Consider the following 21,534-nt stretch of genomic DNA (forward strand, 5'->3'; position numbering starts at 1 on the left):
GTCGGCTGTCCGCGCTCCCCTGCGCCTGGACTCAGGCGACCCTACGGCAACTTGTGCCGCGCGAACACAGCGACCGGACCGCTTCTTACCGGTTTCTCACGTTCCGGTCCGCAAGTTGTCCAGTCGGTGAAAAGCCCGCGCCGGCTGCTCGCGCATACTTCCCCCATGCCGTTCACGCTCAGCCACGCCGCAGCCGTCCTCCCCGGGATCCGCCGCAACGGAGCAGGGCGCGGACCGCTCCTGGCCTCGGCACTCGTCGCCGGTTCGTTCGCCCCCGACATGACGTACTACGCGGACACGGCGATCCCGGGCGCCATGGAGTTCGGGCAGGTCACCCACGCCTGGTGGGGTGTGTTCACGGTGGACGTCCTGATCACCGCGGCGACCGTGGCGCTGTGGCTGCTGCTGCGCGAACCCCTCGTGGCGCTGCTGCCCACGCCCTGGCAGGGGCGCGTGCACGCCTGGGTCCGCGGTGCCCCGCGCCCGCCCGGACAAGGGCCGCGGGGCCTGCGGGACGGTGCGTGGTTCGTCGTGTCGGCCGTCATCGGAGCCGCCACACACGTCGTCTGGGACGCCTTCACCCACCACGACCGGTGGGGCGTGCGGCTGGTACCCGTGCTCGGGCAGCACGCGGGCGGCCACCCGGTGTTCCAACTGGTGCAGTACGGCAGTTCGGCCCTGGCGCTGACGGTGCTGGCATGGTTCACCGTGTCGGGGCTGCGCCGCACCGGGGCCCGGCCGGTGCCGGAGTCCGTACCGGTCCTGGACCACCGGGCACGGGCGTGGGCAGCGGCGTCCCTCGGCATGTGCGTACTGCTGGGCATCGTGCACCGCTGCGCACGCTGGTATGCGTACTTCGGACACGTCGACACACCGCTCGACATCATTCCGACCGCCTGCTTCGGCGCGGGCGCCGGGCTCGCCGTCGGGCTCGTGCTGTACGGCATGTGGATGCGGCTGTGGGTCCGGGGCACCGGCGCCCCGGCGCGCCCCGTCACCGGCCCGGCCCGGGACACGAGCCGGACCGGCGACTAGAGAACGCCCCCGCCCCGGGGCGGGGCCCACGTCAGTGTGCGGCGGACTCCCAGTCGGTGCCGACCCCGACCGACACGTCCAGCGGCGCCCGCAGCTGCACCGCCGTCGCCATCTCGTGGCGCAGGATCTTCTCCACCTGTTCCCGCTCGCCCTTGGCGATCTCCAGCACGATTTCGTCATGGACCTGGAGCAGCATCCGTGACGTCAGCTTCGCCTCGGTCAGCGCCCGGTCGACGTGCAGCATGGCGACCTTGACGATGTCCGCGGCCGTGCCCTGGATCGGTGCGTTGAGCGCCATCCGCTCGGCCGTCTCGCGGCGCTGGCGGTTGTCGCTGTTGAGGTCCGGCAGGTAGCGGCGGCGGCCGAAGACCGTCTCCGTGTACCCGGTGGCCCTGGCCTCCTCCACCACCCGGTGCAGATAGTCCCGGACCCCGCCGAACCGCTCGAAGTAGGTGTCCATCAGGCCCCGGGCCTCACCCGCCTCGATGTTCAGCTGCTGCGAGAGACCGAACGCGGACAGCCCGTACGCCAGTCCGTAGCTCATCGCCTTGATCTTGCGCCGCATCTCCGGGTCGACCGCCGACTTGTCGACGCCGAACACCTGCGAGGCGACCGTGGTGTGCAGGTCCTCACCGGACGTGAACGCCTCGATCAGACCCGCGTCCTCGGACAGGTGCGCCATCACGCGCAGTTCGATCTGGCTGTAGTCCGCCGTCATCAGCGTCTCGAAGCCCTCGCCCACGACGAAGCCTCGACGAATGGCCCGGCCCTCGTCCGTCCGCACGGGGATGTTCTGAAGATTCGGGTCGGTGGACGACAGCCGGCCGGTCGCCGCCACGGTCTGGTTGAACGTGGTGTGGATACGGCCGTCCGCCGCGATCGTCTTCACCAGGCCCTCGACCGTGACCCGCAGCTTCGCCTGCTCGCGGTGGCGCAGCATGATGACCGGCAGCTCGTGCTCCGTCTGCGCGGCCAGCCACGCCAGCGCGTCCGCGTCCGTCGTGAACCCGGTCTTCGTCTTCTTCGTCTTCGGCAGGCCCAGCTCACCGAAGAGGACCTCCTGGAGCTGCTTGGGCGAACCGAGGTTGAACTCGCGGCCCACCGCCGCGTGCGCCTCCTTCACCGCCTGCTGCACGGCACCCGCGAACTGCTGCTCCATGCCCTCCAGATGGGCCCGGTCCGCCGCGATGCCGTGCCGCTCCAGACGGGCCAGCAGGATCGACGTCGGCAGCTCCATGTCGTGCAGCAGCTCGGCCGCACCGACCTCCTTCAGCCGCGCCGTGAACGCGTCACCCAGGTCGAGGACCGCACGGGCCTGCGTCATCAGCGCATCGGCCTCGGCCTGGTCGTCCGCACCGAACGCCAGCTGGCCGTCGGACGACGCCGCCGGAGCGAGCTCACGGCCCAGGTACTCCACGGCCAGCGCGTCCAGCGCGAACGAGCGACGGCCCGGCTTGACCAGGTACGCGGCGAGCGCCGTGTCCATCGAGACGCCCTCGGTCCGCCAGCCGTGCTCCGGGAAGACCCGCATCACGCTCTTCGCGTTGTGCATGACCTTCGGCCGGTCCGCGTCCGCGATCCACGCAGCGAACGCCTGCTCGTCCGCCGCGTCGAGCAGCGCCGGGTCGAACCAGGCCGCAGCCCCGCCCGCCGCGGCGAGCGCGATCTCGGTGACCGTGCCACTGCCGAGCGCCCAGGTGTCGACCGTGGCGACACCGAGCGGCTGCTCCCCGTGCTCGGCCAGCCACGGAGCGAGCTCGCCCGCACCCAGCACCGAACCGTCCAGCTCGACGCCCGCGGCCGGCGCCGGAGCCTCGTCCTCCGCCTTGCCCGGATCCACCGCCAGCAGCCGCTCGCGCAGGCTCGGGTTACGGATCTCCAGCACATCGAGCACCCCGGTGACCGCCGTGCGGTCGTACGGAGCACGCTCCAGATCGGCCGGGGTCTTCGGCAGCTCCACGTCACGGACCATCTCCGTCAGCCGCCGGTTCAGCCGCACCGCGTCCAGGTGGTCGCGGAAATTCTGCCCGGCCTTCCCCTTGACCTCCTCGGCCCGCTCCACCAGCTCGTCGAACGAACCGAACTGGTTGATCCACTTCGCGGCCGTCTTCTCACCCACCCCCGGAATACCCGGAAGGTTGTCCGACGGGTCACCGCGCAGCGCCGCGAAGTCCGGGTACTGCTGCGGGGTGAGCCCGTACTTCTCCTCGACCTTCTCCGGGGTGAACCGCGTCAGCTCCGACACACCCTTGGTCGGGTACAGCACCGTCACATTGTCCGTGATCAGCTGGAAGGAGTCACGGTCACCGGTGACGATCAGCACCTCGAACCCCGCCGCCTCCGCCTGCGTGGCCAGCGTCGCGATGACGTCGTCCGCCTCGAAGCCGTCGACCGCGAAACGGTCCGCGTGCATCGCGTCCAGCAGTTCACCGATCAGCTCGACCTGACCCTTGAACTCGTCCGGCGTCTTCGAACGGTTCGCCTTGTACTCGGGGAACTCCTGCGAGCGCCACGTCTTGCGCGACACGTCGAACGCCACCGCGAAATGCGTCGGCGCCTCGTCACGCAACGTGTTCGCGAGCATCGACGCGAAGCCGTACACCGCGTTCGTCGGCTGCCCCGCCCCCGTCGTGAAATTCTCCGCAGGCAGCGCAAAGAACGCCCGGTACGCCAGGGAGTGCCCGTCCATCAGGAGCAGGCGCGGTCGGTTGTCTGCCGTCTTCTTCGATGCCGTCTCAGCCACACCCCGATCCTGCCACGTACCACTGACAATCCGGACCGGCCACCGCCCACCACCGCCCGCCGACCGCTCACCGGGCACCCCGCCCGCACCGCGTGCCAGGATCGAAGGAGAAGGAAACACGCACAGCGGACCACACAAGGTCCGCGGCAGGCCCGAAGGGGAGCACGATGGCCACGAAGCCGCCCGCAGGAGACCCGGTCCAGGACGCACCCCAGGTCCAGCCGGCCCAGCACGCCGCCGCCGGGCTGCCCGCCGTCGCCCACAGCCTGCGCATCGCCCAGCAGCAGATGGGCGTCCGCCGCACCGCGCAGACCCTCCTCAAGGTCAACCAGAAGGACGGCTTCGACTGCCCCGGCTGCGCCTGGCCCGAGGCCGACAAGCGGCACACCGCCGAGTTCTGCGAGAACGGGGCCAAAGCCGTCGCCGAGGAAGCCACCCTGCGCCGCGTCACCCCGGACTTCTTCGCCGCACACCCCCTCGCCGACCTCGCCACCCGCAGCGGCTACTGGCTCGGCCAGCAGGGACGCATCACGCAACCCATGTATCTGCCCGAGGGCGCGGACCGGTACGAGGCCGTGACCTGGGAGCGCGCCTTCGCCGTCATCGCCGAGGAACTCGGCCGACTCGCCTCCCCCGACGAAGCGCTCTTCTACACCTCCGGACGCACCAGCAACGAGGCCGCGTTCCTGCTCCAGCTGTTCGCCCGCGAATTCGGCACCAACAACCTGCCCGACTGCTCCAACATGTGCCACGAGTCCTCCGGCTCGGCACTCACCGAGACCATCGGCGTCGGCAAGGGATCCGTCTCCCTGGAGGACCTCCACCACGCCGACCTGATCATCGTCGCCGGACAGAACCCCGGCACCAACCACCCCCGGATGCTCTCCGCCCTGGAGAAGGCCAAATCCGCCGGAGCGAAGATCATCTCGGTGAACCCGCTCCCCGAGGCCGGACTCGAACGCTTCAAGAACCCGCAGACCCCGCTCGGCATGATCAAGGGAGCGGCACTCAACGACCTCTTCCTCCAGATCCGCATCGGCGGCGACCAGGCCCTCTTCCGGCTCCTCAACAAGATGATCCTCGCCACCGAGGGCGCCGTCGACGAGACCTTCGTCGCCGCACACACCCACGGCTACGAGGAGTTCGCCGCCGCGGCCGCAGAAGCCGACTGGGAACAGACCCTCGCCGCGACCGGCCTGGAGCGCCCCGCCATCGAAGAGGCCCTCTCCATGGTCCTCGCGTCCAAGCGCACCATCGTCTGCTGGGCCATGGGCCTCACCCAGCACAAACACTCCGTGCCGACCATCCGCGAAGTCGTCAACTTCCTCCTGCTGCGCGGCAACATCGGCCGGCCCGGCGCCGGAGTCTGCCCCGTGCGCGGCCACTCCAACGTCCAGGGCGACCGCACCATGGGCATCTTCGAGCGCCCCTCGACAGCGTTCCTCGACGCCCTCGACAAGGAATTCTCCATCACCTCACCGCGCCACCACGGCTACGACGTCGTCCGCTCCATCCGCGCCCTGCGCGACGGCGACGCCAAGGTCTTCTTCGCCATGGGCGGCAACTTCGTCTCCGCCTCCCCCGACACCGACGTCACCGAAGCCGCCATGCGCACCGCACGCCTCACCGTCCACGTCTCCACCAAGCTCAACCGCTCCCACACCGTCACCGGCGCCAGGGCCCTGATCCTGCCCACCCTCGGCCGCACCGACAAGGACGTACAAGCCGGCGGCAAGCAGTTCGTCACCGTCGAGGACTCCATGAGCATGGTCCACGCCTCCCGCGGCAACCTCACCCCCGCAAGCCCCCACCTGCTCTCCGAACCCGCCATCGTCGCCCGCCTCGCCCGCGCCGTACTCGGCCCCGCCTCCACCACCCCCTGGGAAGAGTTCGAGAAGGACTACGCCACGATCCGCGACCGCATCTCCCGCGTCGTCCCCGGCTTCGAGAACTTCAACCAACGCATCGCCCACCCCGGCGGATTCACCCTCCCCCACGCCCCCCGCGACTCCCGCCGCTTCCCCACCGCCACCGGCAGGGCCAACTTCACCGCCGCCCCCGTCGAATACCCCGAACTCCCCGAAGGCCGCCTGCTGTTGCAGACCCTGCGCTCCCACGACCAGTACAACACCACCATCTACGGCCTCGACGACCGCTACCGCGGCATCAAGGGCGGCCGCCGCGTCGTCCTCGTCAACCCCGACGACGCCACCGCCCTCGGCCTCACCGACGGCACCTACACCGACCTCGTCAGCGAATGGAAGGACGGCACCGAACGACGCGCCCCCGGCTTCCGCGTCGTCCACTACCCCACCGCCCGCGGCTGCGCCGCCGCGTACTACCCCGAGACCAACGTGCTGGTCCCCCTGGACTCCACCGCCGACACCAGCAACACCCCCGCCAGCAAGTCCGTCGTGGTGCGGTTCGAGAGCGCGCGCGCCGACACCCCCGGGCAGGCGCACTAAGCGCCCGCTCAGTCGTCTGATAAGAACAGTGCACACACGAACGTGCGCACAGCAACGAACCACCGCAGACGATCGGAGCCGGACCCATGGGCGAGCACACCACACCCCAGTTCCCCCAGGAGATCATCGACGAGTACGCCACCCTCGGCGTCGACCTGCCCGCACTCTTCTCCGCAGGCCACCTCGGCGAACGCATGGGCGTCACCATCATCGAAGCCTCCGCGGACCGCGTCGTCGCCACCATGCCCGTCGAAGGCAACACCCAGCCCTACGGACTCCTGCACGGCGGCGCCTCCGCCGTCCTCGCCGAAACCCTCGGATCCATCGGCTCCATGCTCCACGGCGGCGCCACCAAGATCGCCGTCGGCGTCGACCTGAACTGCACCCATCACCGAGGGGTACGAAGCGGCCTCGTCACCGGCACCGCCACCCCCGTACACCGCGGCCGCACCACCGCCACGTACGAAATCGTCATCACCGACGAACAGGACAAGCGCGTCTGCACCGCCCGCCTCACCTGCCTCCTGCGCGACCTCCCCAAGGCCGAACCCTCCTGACCCCGCACCACCCCGCACCACCCCTGCCCGGCCGGATCCCGAATCCGTCCGGGCAGTGCCATACCCGGGCACAACCACCGCCCCACACACAGAACTTGCACAACAGCCACAGCCAACACCCTTGACCACCCAGCCCGTTCCGTGGCCCACTCATCTGCCACAACCCGCCTGCGCACCCACCACACCGCGTCGACCACACCACCCCGGATGTAACACTGCGTAACAAAACCGCAATGTGCACCCACCCGACGCCCCACAACGAACCCGGCCCCGCAGGCACCGGGCACTCAGGCGCGCCCACCCACGCCGCCACACGCCCCCACCACACGACAGCACCAAGATCGCCTCAAGCCCCTTAACAGAGCTGCGCGTTCTCAGCATGCGGTCACTTCACCGTCCGGTAAAAAGCCGTACATGTCCACACAGCCACCTCAAGCCTTGCTCAAGGGCATAACAAGACAGTCACATCCTGCTCCACCCCCATCCCCGACCCCCACCCCTGCCCTTAGAGTCACCGCCAGTCACCGCGCCGCCGGGCGCGTCTGCAGCACGGCCCTGTACCAACCAGTACGGCCCGGCGAACGACACGGCACCTCAAGCAGAGGAGGCCGCGCCAGGGAAAGGACTTTTCGTGCGACACCGTTCTTTGCTCATCCTCACCACAGTGCTCACCACAGGAGCACTGACACTCACCGCCTGCGGGTCGCGCGACGACGACAAGAAGGGCAGCGAGAGCAGCGGCAACCAGACCGTCGTCATCGGCGTCGACGCCCCGCTCACCGGTGACCTCTCCGCCCTCGGCCTCGGCATCAAGAACTCCGCCGACCTCGCCGCCAAGACGGCGAACAAGGACAAGACGGTCCCGGGCATCACCTTCGAGGTCCAGCCCCTCGACGACCAGGCCCAGCCCTCCGTCGGCCAGCAGAACGCCACCAAGTTCATCGACAACAAAAAGGTCGTCGGCGTCGTCGGCCCGCTGAACTCCGGCGTCTCCCAGTCGATGCAGAAGCCGCTCAACGACGCGGGCCTCACCCAGATCTCCCCCGCCAACACCGGCACCGAGCTGACCCAGGGCGACAACTGGAAGACCGGCGACAAGAAGCGCCCCTTCAAGACCTACTTCCGCACCGCCACCACGGACCAGATCCAGGGCGCCTTCGCCGCGAAGTACCTGTACAACAACGCGAAGATCAAGCAGGTCTACCTCATCGACGACCAGAAGCCCTACGGCGCCGGTCTCGCAGCCTCCTTCAAGGCGACGTTCACCGGCCTCGGCGGCAAGATCGCCGGATCCGACCACGTCAACCCCGACGACCGCGACTTCAACGCCGTCGTCACCAAGGTCAAGAAGTCCGGCGCCAAGGCCGTCTACTACGGCGGTGAGTACCCCGCCGGCGCCCCCCTGAGCCAGCAGCTCAAGGACAGCGTCCAGATCCCCCTCATGGGCGGCGACGGCATGTACAGCGCCGACTTCATCAAGCTCAACAAGAAGTCCCAGGGCGACATCGCCACCTCCGTCGGCAAGCCCGTCGAAGAGCTCGAGTCCGCCAAGACCTTCATCGCGAACTACAAGGCCGCCGGATACAAGGACGCCTACGAGGCCTACGGCGGCGGCACCTACGACGCCACCTGGGCCATCATCGAGGCCGTCAAGGCCGTCGTCGCAGCCAACGACGGCAAGCTCCCCGACGACGCCCGCGCCAAGGTCCTCGAAGCCGTCAGCAAGGTCAGCTTCGAAGGCGTCACCGGCCCCGTCTCCTTCGACGAATACGGCGACACCACCAACACCATGATGACCGCCTACCAGGTCGACGGCGGCAAGTGGACCTCCAAGCTCAGCGAGGCCTACAAGCCGTAACACGCTCCCGGTCACGCACTGACTGACACCAGACCGCGCGGGAGCGCTACGAGCGCTCCCGCGCGGTGCCATATCCGAACCACTCCACGGAGGCCCTGCGGTGCACGAACTGCCGCAACAGCTGGCCAATGGACTCATCCTCGGCGCGATGTACGGACTCATCGCGATCGGATACACGATGGTCTACGGAATCATCCAGCTCATCAACTTCGCCCACGGCGAGATCTTCATGATCGGAGGCTTCGGAGCTCTCACCGTGTACCTCTGGATGCCGGCCGGCTCCAACCTCCTCGCAATCGTCCCCCTCATGATCATCGGCGGCGTCATATGCTCCGTCGCCATCAGCGTCGCAGCCGAACGCTTCGCCTACCGACCCCTGCGCACCGCCCCCAGACTCGCCCCGCTGATCACCGCGATCGGACTCTCCCTCGCACTCCAGCAGGCCATCTGGAAGTGGTACCCCAACGCCACCAAGGACCGACCCTTCCCCCAGTTCAAGGGCGAAGCATTCGACCTCTTCGGCGCCCACATCCAGCGCGGTGACCTCTTCGTCCTCATCGCCGCCCCCGTCTGCATGATCGCCCTCGGCCTCTTCGTCTCCAAGACCCGCTCCGGCCGCGGCATGCAAGCCACCTCGCAGGACCCCGACACCGCCAAACTCATGGGCATCAACACCGACCGCATCATCGTCATGGCCTTCGCCATCGGTGCCGCGTTCGCAGCCGTCGCCGCCGTCGCCTACGGGCTCAAGAACGGCCAGATCGGCTTCAAAATGGGCTTCATCATGGGCCTCAAAGCCTTCACCGCAGCCGTACTCGGCGGCATCGGCAACATCTACGGCGCCATGCTCGGCGGAGTCGTGCTCGGCGTCGCCGAATCCCTCGCCACCGGCTACATGAGCGACGTCCCCGGCATGGACCTCTTCGGCGGCGGCGCCTGGAAGGACGTATGGGCCTTCGTCCTCCTCATCGTCGTCCTCCTGCTCCGGCCACAAGGCCTGCTCGGCGAACGCGTCGCGGACAGGGCGTGATACGGATGACCACCCAGAAAGCACTCATCCCACTGCCCGCACCGATCGCCCGGATCGCGACCGCCGCAGGCGCAGCCGTCGCACTCGCCGGCACCTTCCTCCCCTGGACCTGGACCTCCGAATTCCCCGGCGACCTCACCGTCACCGGCTACCCCGGCGGCCTCCAGATCCTCACCCTCACCGCCGCCATCCTCACCCTCCTCTTCACCCTCTGCGGATACGGCATCCGAGGCCTCCGCTGGCTCACCCCCGGCGGCACCAACAGCCCCGTCCGCCTCCTCACCCTCGCCACCCTCGGCACCACCGGCTACACCATCGGTGCCATCGCCTACGAACTCGGCGGCGTGGTCAACCTCGAACCCGGAGCCTGGGTCAGCGGCATCGGCGCACTCATCGCCTTCATCGCCGCCCTCGGACTCCCCAGCGACGTGGAACCCCCCGCCCACGAAACCCGGCCCGGCGCCTGGAAAACCTTCCGCAACAGCCTCGCCGCACCGTCCGTCGGCCGCGCCAAACCCCTCCCCGCCTGGGGCGAGATCCTCGTCGTCGCCGCCGCCTTCGGCGTCGCGCTGTACGTCTTCACCTACTGCATCGACATCCCCACCGAGGAATCCGAACAGTTCATCGGCTTCCTCATCACCGCGGCCTTCACCTTCACCGCACTCACCCGGGCCGGACTCATCGCCCGCATCACCGCGCTGACCACGAAGCACCGCAACGTCACCCTCACCGCAGCCCTGGTCGCAGCCTTCTGCTTCCCCTTCACCCAGGACACGGCGGAATTCACCCTCATCGGTGCGAACATCCTCATCTTCGCCACCGTCGCACTCGGCCTCAACGTCGTCGTCGGCCTCGCCGGCCTCCTCGACCTCGGCTACGTCGCCTTCCTCGGCGTCGGCGCCTACACAGCCGCCCTCGTCTCCGGCGCACCCCTCTCCGCCATCGGCGTCCACTTCCCGTTCTGGGCCGCCGTCCTCACCGGAGCCGCAGTCTCACTGATCTTCGGCGTCCTCATCGGCGCCCCGACCCTGCGACTGCGCGGCGACTACCTCGCCATCGTCACCCTGGGCTTCGGAGAGATCTTCCGCGTCACCGTCAACAACCTCAACGGCAACAGCGGCCCCGACCTCACCAACGGCTCCCAGGGCATCCCGAGCATCCCCGACCTCAACCTCTTCGGGATCGACTTCGGACTCAGCCACGACATCGGCCCCTTCACCCTCAGCAGGCCGGCCAACTACTACCTGCTGATGCTCGTCGTCACCGCCGTCGTCGTCCTCGTCTTCCGCCGCTCCGGAGACTCCCGCATCGGCCGCGCCTGGGTAGCCATCCGCGAGGACGAAACCGCAGCCACCGCCATGGGCATCAACGCCTTCCGGCTCAAACTGCTCGCCTTCGCCCTCGGCGCCACCCTCGCCGGACTCGCAGGAACCGTCCAGTCACACGTCAACTACACCGTGACACCCGAGCAGTACCAGTTCGCCGGCTCCGTACCCCCGAACTCCGCCTTCCTCCTCGCCGCCGTCATCCTCGGCGGCATGGGAACCCTCAGCGGACCCTTCGTCGGCGCCGCACTGCTCTACCTCATCCCGGCCAAGCTGCAGTTCATGCAGGACTACCAGCTCTTCCTCTTCGGCGTCGCGCTCATCCTCCTGATGCGCTTCCGACCCGAAGGCCTCGTCGCCGACCGCCGCAAGCAACTCGAATTCCACGAGAACGACGAACCCGTCCTCGTACCCGAACCACGGCAGCCCGAAGAGGCCGACGCAGGCATCACCAAGGCGGGGGCGTGAACACCATGACCACCACCACGAACACCGCGACCACCGTCCTCGACGCCAGCGGCGTCACCATGCGCTTCGGCGGACTCACCGCCGTACGCAACGTCGACCTCACCGTCAACGCGGGCGAAATCGTCGGACTCATCGGCCCCAACGGCGCCGGCAAAACCACCTTCTTCAACTGCCTCACCGGCCTCTACGTCCCCACCGAGGGCAAGGTCAGCTACAAAGGCACCGTCCTGCCACCCAAGCCCCACCTCGTCACCAAGGCAGGCATCGCCCGCACCTTCCAGAACATCAGGCTCTTCGCCAACATGACCGTCCTGGAAAACGTCCTCGTCGGACGCCACACCAGGACCAAAGAAGGCCTCTGGTCCGCACTCCTGCGCCTCCCCGGCTTCACCAAAGCCGAACAGGCCAGCCACGAACGCGCCATGGAACTCCTGGAGTTCATCGGCCTCCAGGACAAGGCCGACCACCTCGCGCGCAACCTCCCCTACGGAGACCAGCGCAAGCTGGAAATCGCCCGCGCCCTCGCCAGCGACCCCGGACTCCTCCTCCTGGACGAGCCCACCGCCGGCATGAACCCCCAGGAAACCCGCGTCACCGAAGAACTCATCTTCGCCATCCGGGACCAAGGCATCGCCGTCCTCGTCATCGAGCACGACATGCGCTTCATCTTCAACCTCAGCGACCGCGTCGCCTGCCTCGTCCAGGGCGAAAAACTCGTCGAAGGCACCGCCGAAGTCGTCCAGAGCGACGAACGCGTCATCGCCGCCTACCTCGGCACCCCCTTCGAAGGCGCCCCCGGCGCCGAAGAAGTCGCCGAAGTCGAAGCGGCCGAAGCGGAAGCCGAAGCGGTGGCAAACACCGGCACCAGCCCCAAGGACACCACCACCACCGAGGAGGAGGACACCCGATGACCGCACTGCTCGAGGTCGAGGACCTCCGCGTCGCCTACGGCAAGATCGAAGCCGTCAAAGGCATCTCCTTCAGCGTCGACGCCGGCCAGGTGGTCACCCTCATCGGCACCAACGGCGCCGGAAAGACCACCACCCTGCGCACCCTCTCCGGACTGCTCAAGCCCATCGGCGGACGCATCCTCTTCGAGGGCAAACCACTCGCCAACATCCCCGCACACAAGATCGTCGCCCTGGGCCTCGCCCACTCCCCCGAGGGCCGCCACATCTTCCCCCGGCTGACGATCACCGAGAACCTCCTCCTCGGCGCCTACCTCCGCAACGACAAGGCAGGCATCGAGAAGGACATCCAACGCGCCTACGACCTCTTCCCCATCCTCGGGGAACGCCGGAAGCAGGCCGCCGGAACCCTCTCGGGCGGCGAACAGCAGATGCTCGCCATGGGACGCGCCCTCATGTCCCAGCCCAAGCTGCTCATGCTCGACGAGCCCTCCATGGGCCTCTCCCCGATCATGATGCAGAAGATCATGGAAACCATCGTCGAGCTCAAGGCCTCGGGCACCACGATCCTGCTCGTCGAGCAGAACGCCCAGGCCGCCCTCTCCCTCGCGGACCAGGGCCACGTCATGGAGATCGGCAAGATCGTCCTCTCCGGCACCGGAGCGGACCTCCTCCACGACGAGTCCGTCCGCAAGGCGTACCTCGGCGAGGACTGACGTCCGTACGAAGAAGGCCCGTGCCCCGGATCACCGGGGCACGGGCCTTCTTCGTGTACGCGTACGACTACTCGGCAGCCCGCTTCTTCTCCTCGGCGTCCTCGATCAACGCCTCCGCCAGCTGCTGCATCGACAGCCGCCGGTCCATCGACGTCTTCTGGATCCACCGGAACGCGGCAGGCTCGGACAGCCCGTAGTCCGTCTGCAGGATGCTCTTCGCCCGGTCCACCAGCTTCCGGGTCTCCAGCCGCTGCGACAGGTCCGCGACCTCGCCCTCCAGCGCCTTCAGCTCGGCGAACCGCGACACCGCCATCTCGATGGCCGGCACCACGTCGCTCTTGCTGAACGGCTTCACGAGGTACGCCATCGCCCCGGCGTCCCGGGCCCGCTCCACGAGGTCGCGCTGCGAGAACGCGGTGAGCATCAGGACGGGCGCGATGGACTCCTCGGCGATCTTCTCGGCGGCGGAGATGCCATCGAGGACCGGCATCTTCACATCGAGGATGACCAAGTCCGGCTTGTGCTCCCGGGCCAGCTCGACAGCCTGCTGCCCGTCTCCGGCCTCACCGACGACCGAGTACCCCTCTTCTTCGAGCATCTCTTTGAGGTCGAGGCGGATGAGCGCCTCGTCCTCGGCGATGACGACGCGGGTCGTCAGCGGCGGGACGTGCGACTTGTCGTCGTCGGCGACGGGCTGGGGCGACTCGGGGGTGGTCACGGGGGCTCCTTGTTCCAGGACAGGCGCTGCTGCGAAGCAGCCTACCTAGCTGCAACCTCATGCGGTGACCCGGTACACTCCGAACCACACCCTGCCGGGTTGGCGGAATGGCAGACGCTGATTGCTCAAACCAATCTGCCCGAAAGGGCGTGCGGGTTCGACTCCCGCACCCGGCACAGTTGACAGCAGAAAGTGGATGTTCACGTTCTCGTGAACATCCACTTTCTGCTGCACATCGTAGCGGCTACTCACCCATCGTGGTTGTGTGAACTTCCACGGAACAGAAATGCGACAGAAGGCACTCACCCTCCTGCGAGGGGGCGCACGGAACGCGGACGTGGCACGGAAGTTGAACGTACCGACAGGCACGATCAGCTACTGGAAACACATGGACCGTGCCAAGCGTGGGGAATGCCCCAGCCCTCGTCGCTTTTCCCTGTGCCCTCGATGTGACGGGGAGCTGGACCAGGCCGCATACGCCTACCTCCTCGGCCTTTACCTCGGAGATGGGCACATCATCCAGAACAAGGCTATGAAGGCACCCAGCCTGTCCATTACCTGCGACGACTCATGGCCGGGCCTGATGGACCAGTGCGAGAAGGCCATGCGCACAGTCTTCCCCGAAAACTCCGTCTGCAGGGTGCGCCGCAAGGGCTGCCGCGACGTGAAGATGTACTCGAAGCACCTCTGGTGCCTCTTCCCCCAGCACGGCCCCGGCAAGAAGCACGACCGCGTCATCGCCCTCGAACCATGGCAGCAGGAGATCGTCGACGCCCACCCCTGGGACTTCATCCGCGGCCTCATCCACTCCGACGGATGCCGGAACATGAACTGGACCACCAGGACGGTCGGCGGCGTGAAAAAGCGGTACGAGTACCCCCGGTACTGGTTCACCAACGTCTCGGACGACATCCGGCGGCTTTACACCGACACCCTCGACAAGCTGGGCATCGAGTGGACCCACTGCACCCGCGCGGGCAAGGAGTACAACATCTCCGTCGCCCGACGGGCGTCCGTAGTCCTCATGGACGCACACGTCGGGCCGAAATACTGAGCCGACAGCCCTACTTCGGGCTGTCGTCCTCGCCGATGTGGTGCACGCGTACCAGGTTCGTCGAGCCCGCGACGCCGGGCGGGGAGCCTGCCGTGATGACGACCACGTCGCCCTTCTGACAGCGGCCGATCTTGAGGAGCTCTTCGTCGACCTGCGCCACCATCGCGTCCGTCGAGTCCACGTGCGGCCCCAGGAACGTCTCCACGCCCCACGTGAGGTTCAGCTGGGAGCGGGTGGCCGGGTCCGGGGTGAAGGCCAGGAGCGGGATGGGTGAGCGGTAGCGGGAGAGGCGCTTGACCGTGTCGCCGCTCTGGGTGAAGGCGACCAGGAACTTGGCGCCGAGGAAGTCGCCCATCTCCGCCGCGGCGCGGGCGACCGCGCCGCCCTGGGTGCGGGGCTTGTTGCGGTCGGTCAGGGGCGGGAGGCCCTTGGCGAGGATGTCCTCCTCGGCTGCCTCCACGATGCGGGACATCGTGCGTACCGTCTCGATGGGGTACTTGCCGACGCTCGTCTCGCCGGAGAGCATCACCGCGTCCGTGCCGTCGATGACGGCGTTGGCGACGTCGGAGGCTTCGGCGCGGGTGGGGCGGGAGTTGTCGATCATCGAGTCGAGCATCTGGGTGGCGACGATGACCGGCTTGGCGTTGCGCTTGGCGAGTTTGATGGCGCGCTTCTGGACGATCGGGACCTGTTCCAGGGGCATTTCGACGCCGAGGTCGCCGCGGGCGACCATGATGCCGTCGAAGGCGGCGACGATGTCGTCGATGTTGTCGACGGCCTGGGGTTTTTCGACTTTGGCGATGACGGGGAGGCGTCGGCCCTCTTCGTCCATGATGCGGTGGACGTCTTCGATGTCGCGTCCGCTGCGGACGAAGGAGAGGGCGATGATGTCGGCGCCGGTGCGCAGGGCCCAGCGGAGGTCTTCGATGTCTTTTTCGGAGAGGGCGGGGACGGAGACGGCGACGCCGGGGAGGTTGAGGCCTTTGTGGTCGGAGACCATGCCTCCTTCGATGACGGTGGTGTGGACGCGGGGGCCGTCGACGTGGGTGACTTCGAGGGTGACGCGGCCGTCGTCGATGAGGATGCGTTCGCCGGCGGTGACGTCGGCGTTGAGGCCGGTGTAGGTGGTGCCGCAGGTGTGGCGGTCGCCTTCCATGGGTTCGACGGTGATGGTGAAGTCGTCGCCGCGTTCAAGGAGTACGGGGCCTTCGCGGAAGCGTCCGAGGCGGATCTTCGGGCCTTGAAGGTCGGCGAGGATGCCGACGCTGCGTCCGGCTTCGTCGGATGCTTTGCGTACGCGGTGGTAGCGGTCTTCGTGTTCGGTGTAGGTGCCGTGGCTGAGGTTGAGGCGGGCGATGTCCATTCCCGCGTCGACCAGGGCTTTGATCTGGTCGTATGTGTCGGTGGCGGGTCCTAGGGTGCAAACGATTTTGGCTCGGCGCATAGGGGGAGCCTAAACCTTACCTACGGGTAGTTAATTGGCTGTCAATGACTGGTCAACGGCCTTTGGGTGAAGGGTTTTTGACAAGTGTTGAATTGTGCGGCGGGGTGCTCGGATGAGCGTTCGGCGGTGGCGTGCGGGGCTGTGGGGGTGGGTGGTCGGGGCTGCGGGTTCGCGGTGGCAACCGGGTGGGGGTGTGGGGGTCATCGAATAGAAACCTGTCGGGGGTGTTGCCGGGGGCGGTGCGTGGGTGATTATCTACGCGCGTTGTCCACGCGTGCGTGGGGTCTACGCGCGTTGTGTACGGACAGAACTGTGCACGGAGAGAACAGAGATGTGGGAGACGAGATGCCGCTGAACCGAAGGACGTTCCTGGGCACGTCGGCTGCGGCCGGTGCCGGTGTGGCGATCGCGGGTGGCACCGCGGTGCCGGCCGAGGCGCATGGCCGGGGGCACGGGCGTCCGCCGAAGCGGTACTCGTTCACCGTGATGGGGACGACGGATCTGCACGGGAACGTCTTCAACTGGGACTACTTCACCGACAAGGAGTTCGACGACAAGGCGCACAACGACGTCGGTCTGGCGAAGATCTCGACGCTGGTGGAGCAGGTGCGCCGGGAGAAGGGCCGTCAGAACACCCTGATGATCGATGCGGGTGACACGATCCAGGGTACGCAGTTGTCGTACTACTACGCGAAGGTCGATCCGATCACGGCGAAGCGCGGGCCGGTGCATCCGATGGCGCAGGCGATGAACGCGATCGGTTATGACGCGGCGGCGTTGGGCAATCATGAGTTCAATTACGGCATTCCGGTGCTGCGGAAGTTCGAGGAGCAGTGTGATTTCCCGCTGCTGGGTGCGAACGCGCTGGATGCGAAGACGTTGCGGCCGGCGTTCGCCCCGTATGTGATCAAGAAGCTGCGTACGCCTCATGGCCGGGATGTGAAGGTGGCGATTCTGGGTCTGACGAATCCGGGCATCGCGATCTGGGACAAGGCGAACGTGGGCGGGAAGATGGTGTTCCCGGGTCTTGAGGAGCAGGCGGCGAAGTATGTGCCGCGGCTTCGTTCGATGGGTGCGGATGTGGTGATTGTGTCGGCGCATTCGGGGAGCAGTGGGACGTCGTCGTACGGTGATCAGATTCCGTATGTGGAGAATGCTGCGGGTCTGGTGGCGGAGCAGGTGCCGGGGATCGATGCGATTCTGGTGGGTCATGCGCATTCGGAGATTCCCGAGTACTTCGTGGAGAACAAGGAGACCGGTAAGAAGGTCGTGCTGTCGGAGCCGTTGAAGTGGGGGCAGCGGCTGACGTTGTTCGATTTCGATCTGGTGTGGGAGAAGGGCCGCTGGGTGGTCGAGAGGGCTGGTTCCCAGGTGCTGAACTCCAACACGGTGGCGGAGGACCGGAAGATCACCAAGCTGTTGGCGGACGAGCACAAGAAGGTGGTGGCGTATGTCAACCAGGTGATCGGTACGTCGGCTTCGGAGATGACGTCGGCGGAGGCGGCGTGGAAGGACGAGCCGATCATCGACCTGATCAATGTCATCCAGGCGGAGACGGTGAAGGCGGCGCTGGCGGGTGGCGAGTACGCGGCGTTGCCGGTGTTGTCGCAGGCGGCGTGTTTCTCGCGTACGGCGCGGATTCCGGCGGGGGACGTGACGATCAAGGATGCGGCAGGTCTGTACACGTTCGAGAACACGCTTGAGGCGCGGCTGCTGACGGGTGCGCAGGTGAAGGATTATCTGGAGTTCTCGGCGCGGTATTACGTGCAGACGGCGGCGGGTGCTCCGGTGGATACGGCGAAGTTGACGAATGCGGACAACACGCCGGATTACAATTATGATGTGGTGTCGGGTGTGACGTATGACATCGACATCGCGAAGCCGAATGGTTCGCGGATTGTGAATCTGTCGTTCGAGGGTAAGGCGATTGATCCGGCGGCTCAGTTTGTGCTGGCGGTGAATAATTACCGGGCGAGTGGTGGCGGTAATTTCCCGCATGTGGCGGGTTCGAAGCAGTTGTGGGCGAATTCGGAGGAGATCCGGACGACGATGATTGCGTGGGTGCAGGCGAAGGGTTCGGTGGATGGTGCGGAGTTTGCTTCGGTGGACTGGCGTCTGACGCGGGACGGTGTGCCGGTGTTCTAGTCGGGTGTGTGTGGGGGGGGCGGCCGCTCTCTTCCCTTTTTTGTGGGGTGGGCGGCCGCCTTCGTTGTGTCCGTGGGTGGTCAGTTGCCTTGGACGAGGGGGACGAGGACGGGGTTCTGTGTGGGGATGCCGGTGTTCTGGGGGGTGAGGCCGAAGGTGGTGAAGGCGGTGCGTTGTGGGAGGGGGTAGGGGGTGGTGCCGGTGAGGTGGTTGAGGATGGTGGCGCTGCGCCAGGCGGCGAGGCCGAGGTCGGGGGCGCCGACTCCGTGGGTGTGGCGTTCGGCGTTCTGTACGTAGATGTTGCCGGTGATGGTGGGGTCGAGGTCGAGGCGGTGGTGGTGGTCGATGCGGGGGCGTCCGGCGGTGTCGCGGCGTAGGTGGGTGCCGAGGTTGTCGAGGATGGGGTCGAGGGGGCGTTCGCGGTAGCCGGTGGCGAGGACGACGGCGTCGGTGGTGAGGCGGGTGCGGGTGCCTTGTTGGGTGTGTTCGAGGTGGAGTTCGATGCGGGTGTTGGCGAGGCGGCCTGCGGTGCGGACGGTGACGCCGGGGGTGAGGGTGGCGTCGGGCCAGCCGCCGTGGAGGGTGCGGCGGTAGAGCTCGTCGTGGATGGCGGTGATGGTGTCGTGGTCGATGCCTTTGTGGAGTTGCCATTGGTGGGGGACGAGTTGGTCGCGTACGGCTTCGGGGAGGGCGTGGAAGTAGCGGGTGTAGTCGGGGGTGAAGTGTTCGAGGCCGAGTTTGGAGTACTCCATGGGGGCGAAGGCGGGGGTGCGGGCGAGCCAGTGGAGTTTTTCGTGGCCGGTGGGGCGGGCGCGGAGGAGGTCGAGGAAGATTTCGGCGCCGGATTGTCCTGAGCCGATGACGGTGATGTGTTCGGCTTCGAGGAGTTGTTGGCGGTGGTGGAGGTAGTCGGCGGAGTGGATGACGGGGACGGTGCCGGTGTTGGTGAGGGGTTTGAGGGGTTCGGGGATGTGGGGTTCGGTGCCGATGCCGAGGGCGATGTTGCGGGTGTGGGCGCGGCCGAGGGCTTCGGCTTCGCCGTGGGCGTCGAGTTGGGTGAAGTCGACTTCGAAGTGGGCGTGTTGGGGGTTCCAGCGGATGGCGTCGACTTGGTGGCTGAAGTGGAGGTCGGGGAGTTGTTGGCTGACCCAGCGGCAGTAGGCGTCGTATTCGGCGCGTTGGATGTGGAAGCGCTCGGCGAAGTAGAAGGGGAAGAGCCGGTCGCGGGTGCGTAGGTAGTTGAGGAGGGTCCAGGCGCTGGTGGGGTCGGCGAGGGTGACGAGGTCGGCGAGGAAGGGGACTTGGAGGCTGGCGCCGTCGATGAGGAGGCCGGGGTGCCAGTGGAAGGCGGGGCGTTGGTCGTAGAAGGTGGCGGTGATGGGGTTGGGGAGGCCGTGGGTGAGGGCGGCGAGGGAGAGGTTGAAGGGGCCGATGCCGATGCCGACGAGGTCGTGGGGCTGATCGGTTGCGGGGGTGGGCCGGTCGGTCCGGGCTGTCATCGGTTCGGGCTGCTTTCTGCGGTCTCGGTGGTGAGGTGGGTGACGAGGTCGAGGAGTTTTTGGAGGTCGTCGGGGGTGGTGTGGGGGTTGAGGAGGGTGGCTTTGAGCCAGAGGTGGCCGTGGGCGTGGGTGCGGCCGAGTACGGCGTGGCCTCGGGTGAGGAGGGTGCGGCGGATGGTGGCGACGGTGTGGTCGTCGGCGCCTGTGGGGCGGAAGAGGACGGTGGTGATGGTGGGTTGGTCGTAGAGGTCGAGGGTGGGGGTTTTTGTGATGAGGTCGGCGAGGTGGTGGGCGGCGGTGCAGGTGCGGTCGATGAGGTCGGCGAGTCCGGTGCGGCCGAGTGCTTGGAGGGTGACGGCGATTTTGAGGGCGTCGGGGCGGCGGGTGGTGCGCAGGGAGCGGCCGAGGAGGTCGGGGAGTCCGGCTTGGGTGTCGTCGTCGGCGTTGAGGTAGGGGGCGTGGTGGTGGAGTGGGTCGAGGTGGTGGTGGTCGGGGACGGCGAGGATGCCGGCTGAGGCGGGTTGCCAGCCGAGTTTGTGGAGGTCGAGGGTGACGCTGTGGGCGCGGTCGAGGCCGGTGACCTTGTGGCGGTGGGTGGGGCTGAGGAGGAGGGGTCCGCCGTAGGCGGCGTCGATGTGGAGTTCGGCGCCGTGGGTGTGGCAGAGGTCGGCGATGGCGGTGAGGGGGTCGATCTGGCCGGTGTCGGTGGTGCCTGCGGTGGCGGTGACGAGGAGGGGTGTCTGTCCTTGGTGGCGGGTGAGGGTGTCGTTCAGGGCGGTGAGGTCGATGGTGCCGTCGGGGGCGGGGACGGTGAGGGGTGTGGGGAGGCCGAGGAGCCAGGTGGCGCGGGTGATGCTGTGGTGGGCGTTGGTGCCGGTGATGGTCTGGAGGGTGGGGCCGTGGCGTTCTCTGGCGAGGAGGAGGGCGAGTTGGTTGGCTTCGGTGCCGCCGGTGGTGATGAGGGCGTCGGGGTGGGGGTGGTGGGGGTAGATCTCGGCGGCGAGTGCTGCGGTGGTGTCGGCTTCGAGGGTGGAGGCGGCGGGGGCTTGGTCCCAGGAGTCCATGGAGGGGTTGAGGGCGGAGGCGGCGAGGTCGGCGGCGGTGGCGAGGGCGAGGGGCGGTGTGTGGAGGTGGGCGGCGCAGAGGGGGTCGGCGGGGTCGGCTGCGCCTTCGGTGAGGGCGCCGATGAGGGTGGCGAGGGCGTGGTGGGGGCCGGTTCCGTGTTCGGGGATGAGGGGGTCGAGGGCGGTGCGCATGTGGGTGGTGACGGTGTCGGGTCCGCCGGCGGGGAGTGGGCCGTCGCGGCGGCGGGCGCCTTCTTGGAGTGCGGTGAGGACGGTGTCGATGAGGGGGCGCAGTGCGGTGGGGCCGGTGGTGGATCCGGCGAGGGGTGGGGTGGGCATGGGTGGGTGGCCCTTCGGGTGCGCACGGGTGGACATGGGTGGACAGGCCAGCTTGTCCGGGTTTCGGTGGGCGTTGCCGGGGAGCCTGGTGATCTGAACTCGAAAGGGGGATGGGTGGGCGCTTGGGGGTGTTGGTGAGGGGTTCGGGTGGTAGGGGCGTGGGTGG

The 21,534-nt window shown here is 67.5% G+C and carries 15 protein-coding genes and 1 tRNA gene; 11 read left to right on the plus strand and 5 right to left on the minus strand.

The window, feature by feature from the left end; genetic code table 11:
* Window positions 1–165: 165 nt before the first annotated feature.
* Window positions 166–1,035, plus strand: coding sequence for a DUF4184 family protein (locus tag OG446_RS07985; RefSeq protein ID WP_328893355.1), 870 nt, complete (start codon window positions 166–168; stop codon window positions 1,033–1,035).
* A 31-nt stretch (window positions 1,036–1,066) separates the two neighbouring features.
* Here the strand turns inward: OG446_RS07985 and polA are convergent, their stop codons facing one another.
* A complete protein-coding gene (polA, locus tag OG446_RS07990; RefSeq protein WP_328893356.1) occupies window positions 1,067–3,778 on the minus strand; it encodes a DNA polymerase I in 2,712 nt (903 codons plus the stop codon).
* Between the two features lie 167 nt (window positions 3,779–3,945).
* Between polA and OG446_RS07995 the strand changes: the two genes are divergently transcribed.
* From OG446_RS07995 to OG446_RS08025, 7 genes are all read left to right on the plus strand, one after another.
* Window positions 3,946–6,243: an FdhF/YdeP family oxidoreductase gene (locus tag OG446_RS07995; RefSeq protein WP_328893357.1), complete on the plus strand. Its 2,298-nt coding sequence runs from the start codon at window positions 3,946–3,948 to the stop codon at window positions 6,241–6,243.
* An 86-nt stretch (window positions 6,244–6,329) separates the two neighbouring features.
* Window positions 6,330–6,800, plus strand: a complete 471-nt coding sequence (locus tag OG446_RS08000) for a PaaI family thioesterase (RefSeq protein ID WP_328893358.1) — start codon at window positions 6,330–6,332, stop codon at window positions 6,798–6,800.
* 646 nt (window positions 6,801–7,446) lie between these two features.
* The gene (locus OG446_RS08005; protein ID WP_328898236.1) at window positions 7,447–8,658 is read left to right on the plus strand and encodes a branched-chain amino acid ABC transporter substrate-binding protein; all 1,212 of its coding nucleotides are present in this window, start codon (window positions 7,447–7,449) and stop codon (window positions 8,656–8,658) included.
* A gap of 100 nt (window positions 8,659–8,758) precedes the next feature.
* Window positions 8,759–9,688 carry a branched-chain amino acid ABC transporter permease gene (locus OG446_RS08010; protein WP_306069759.1) on the plus strand — a complete coding sequence of 310 codons (930 nt, stop codon included), beginning with the start codon at window positions 8,759–8,761 and terminating at the stop codon, window positions 9,686–9,688.
* A gap of 5 nt (window positions 9,689–9,693) precedes the next feature.
* Window positions 9,694–11,481, plus strand: a complete 1,788-nt coding sequence (locus OG446_RS08015; protein WP_328893359.1) for a branched-chain amino acid ABC transporter permease — start codon at window positions 9,694–9,696, stop codon at window positions 11,479–11,481.
* Between the two features lie 5 nt (window positions 11,482–11,486).
* Complete coding sequence (locus OG446_RS08020; protein WP_328898237.1) at window positions 11,487–12,392, plus strand: ABC transporter ATP-binding protein; 906 nt, start codon at window positions 11,487–11,489, stop codon at window positions 12,390–12,392.
* Window positions 12,389–13,105 (plus strand): ABC transporter ATP-binding protein, encoded by a 717-nt coding sequence (locus tag OG446_RS08025; RefSeq protein ID WP_219573771.1) that lies wholly within the window; start codon window positions 12,389–12,391, stop codon window positions 13,103–13,105. The genes OG446_RS08020 and OG446_RS08025 overlap by 4 nt, the downstream gene beginning before the upstream one ends.
* A 67-nt stretch (window positions 13,106–13,172) precedes the next feature.
* Here the strand turns inward: OG446_RS08025 and OG446_RS08030 are convergent, their stop codons facing one another.
* Window positions 13,173–13,823, minus strand: a complete 651-nt coding sequence (locus OG446_RS08030) for an ANTAR domain-containing response regulator (protein ID WP_148015825.1) — start codon at window positions 13,821–13,823, stop codon at window positions 13,173–13,175.
* A 93-nt stretch (window positions 13,824–13,916) separates the two neighbouring features.
* On the opposite strand from OG446_RS08030, the gene OG446_RS08035 reads away from it, so the two are divergent.
* Window positions 13,917–13,999: transfer RNA gene (locus tag OG446_RS08035), tRNA-Leu, on the plus strand.
* A gap of 89 nt (window positions 14,000–14,088) precedes the next feature.
* Window positions 14,089–14,877 (plus strand): helix-turn-helix domain-containing protein, encoded by a 789-nt coding sequence (locus tag OG446_RS08040; protein WP_328893360.1) that lies wholly within the window; start codon window positions 14,089–14,091, stop codon window positions 14,875–14,877.
* Window positions 14,878–14,887: 10 nt separating this feature from the next.
* Here OG446_RS08040 and pyk read toward each other — a convergent pair whose 3' ends face one another.
* Entirely contained in the window at window positions 14,888–16,321 is a 1,434-nt protein-coding gene (gene pyk, locus OG446_RS08045) for a pyruvate kinase (RefSeq protein ID WP_328893361.1), read from the minus strand.
* Between the two features lie 345 nt (window positions 16,322–16,666).
* On the opposite strand from pyk, the gene OG446_RS08050 reads away from it, so the two are divergent.
* Window positions 16,667–18,466, plus strand: coding sequence for a bifunctional metallophosphatase/5'-nucleotidase (locus OG446_RS08050; RefSeq protein WP_328898238.1), 1,800 nt, complete (start codon window positions 16,667–16,669; stop codon window positions 18,464–18,466).
* Window positions 18,467–18,546: 80 nt separating this feature from the next.
* Here the strand turns inward: OG446_RS08050 and OG446_RS08055 are convergent, their stop codons facing one another.
* Complete coding sequence (locus OG446_RS08055) at window positions 18,547–19,965, minus strand: lysine N(6)-hydroxylase/L-ornithine N(5)-oxygenase family protein (protein ID WP_328893362.1); 1,419 nt, start codon at window positions 19,963–19,965, stop codon at window positions 18,547–18,549.
* On the minus strand, window positions 19,962–21,368 hold the full coding sequence (locus tag OG446_RS08060) for a pyridoxal phosphate-dependent decarboxylase family protein (RefSeq protein ID WP_328893363.1): 1,407 nt from the start codon (window positions 21,366–21,368) through the stop codon (window positions 19,962–19,964). The genes OG446_RS08055 and OG446_RS08060 overlap by 4 nt, the downstream gene beginning before the upstream one ends.
* Between the last annotated feature and the right edge of the window lie 166 nt (window positions 21,369–21,534).

It is taken from the genome of Streptomyces sp. NBC_00236 (genome assembly GCF_036195045.1).
Taxonomy (GTDB): Bacteria; Actinomycetota; Actinomycetes; order Streptomycetales; family Streptomycetaceae; genus Streptomyces.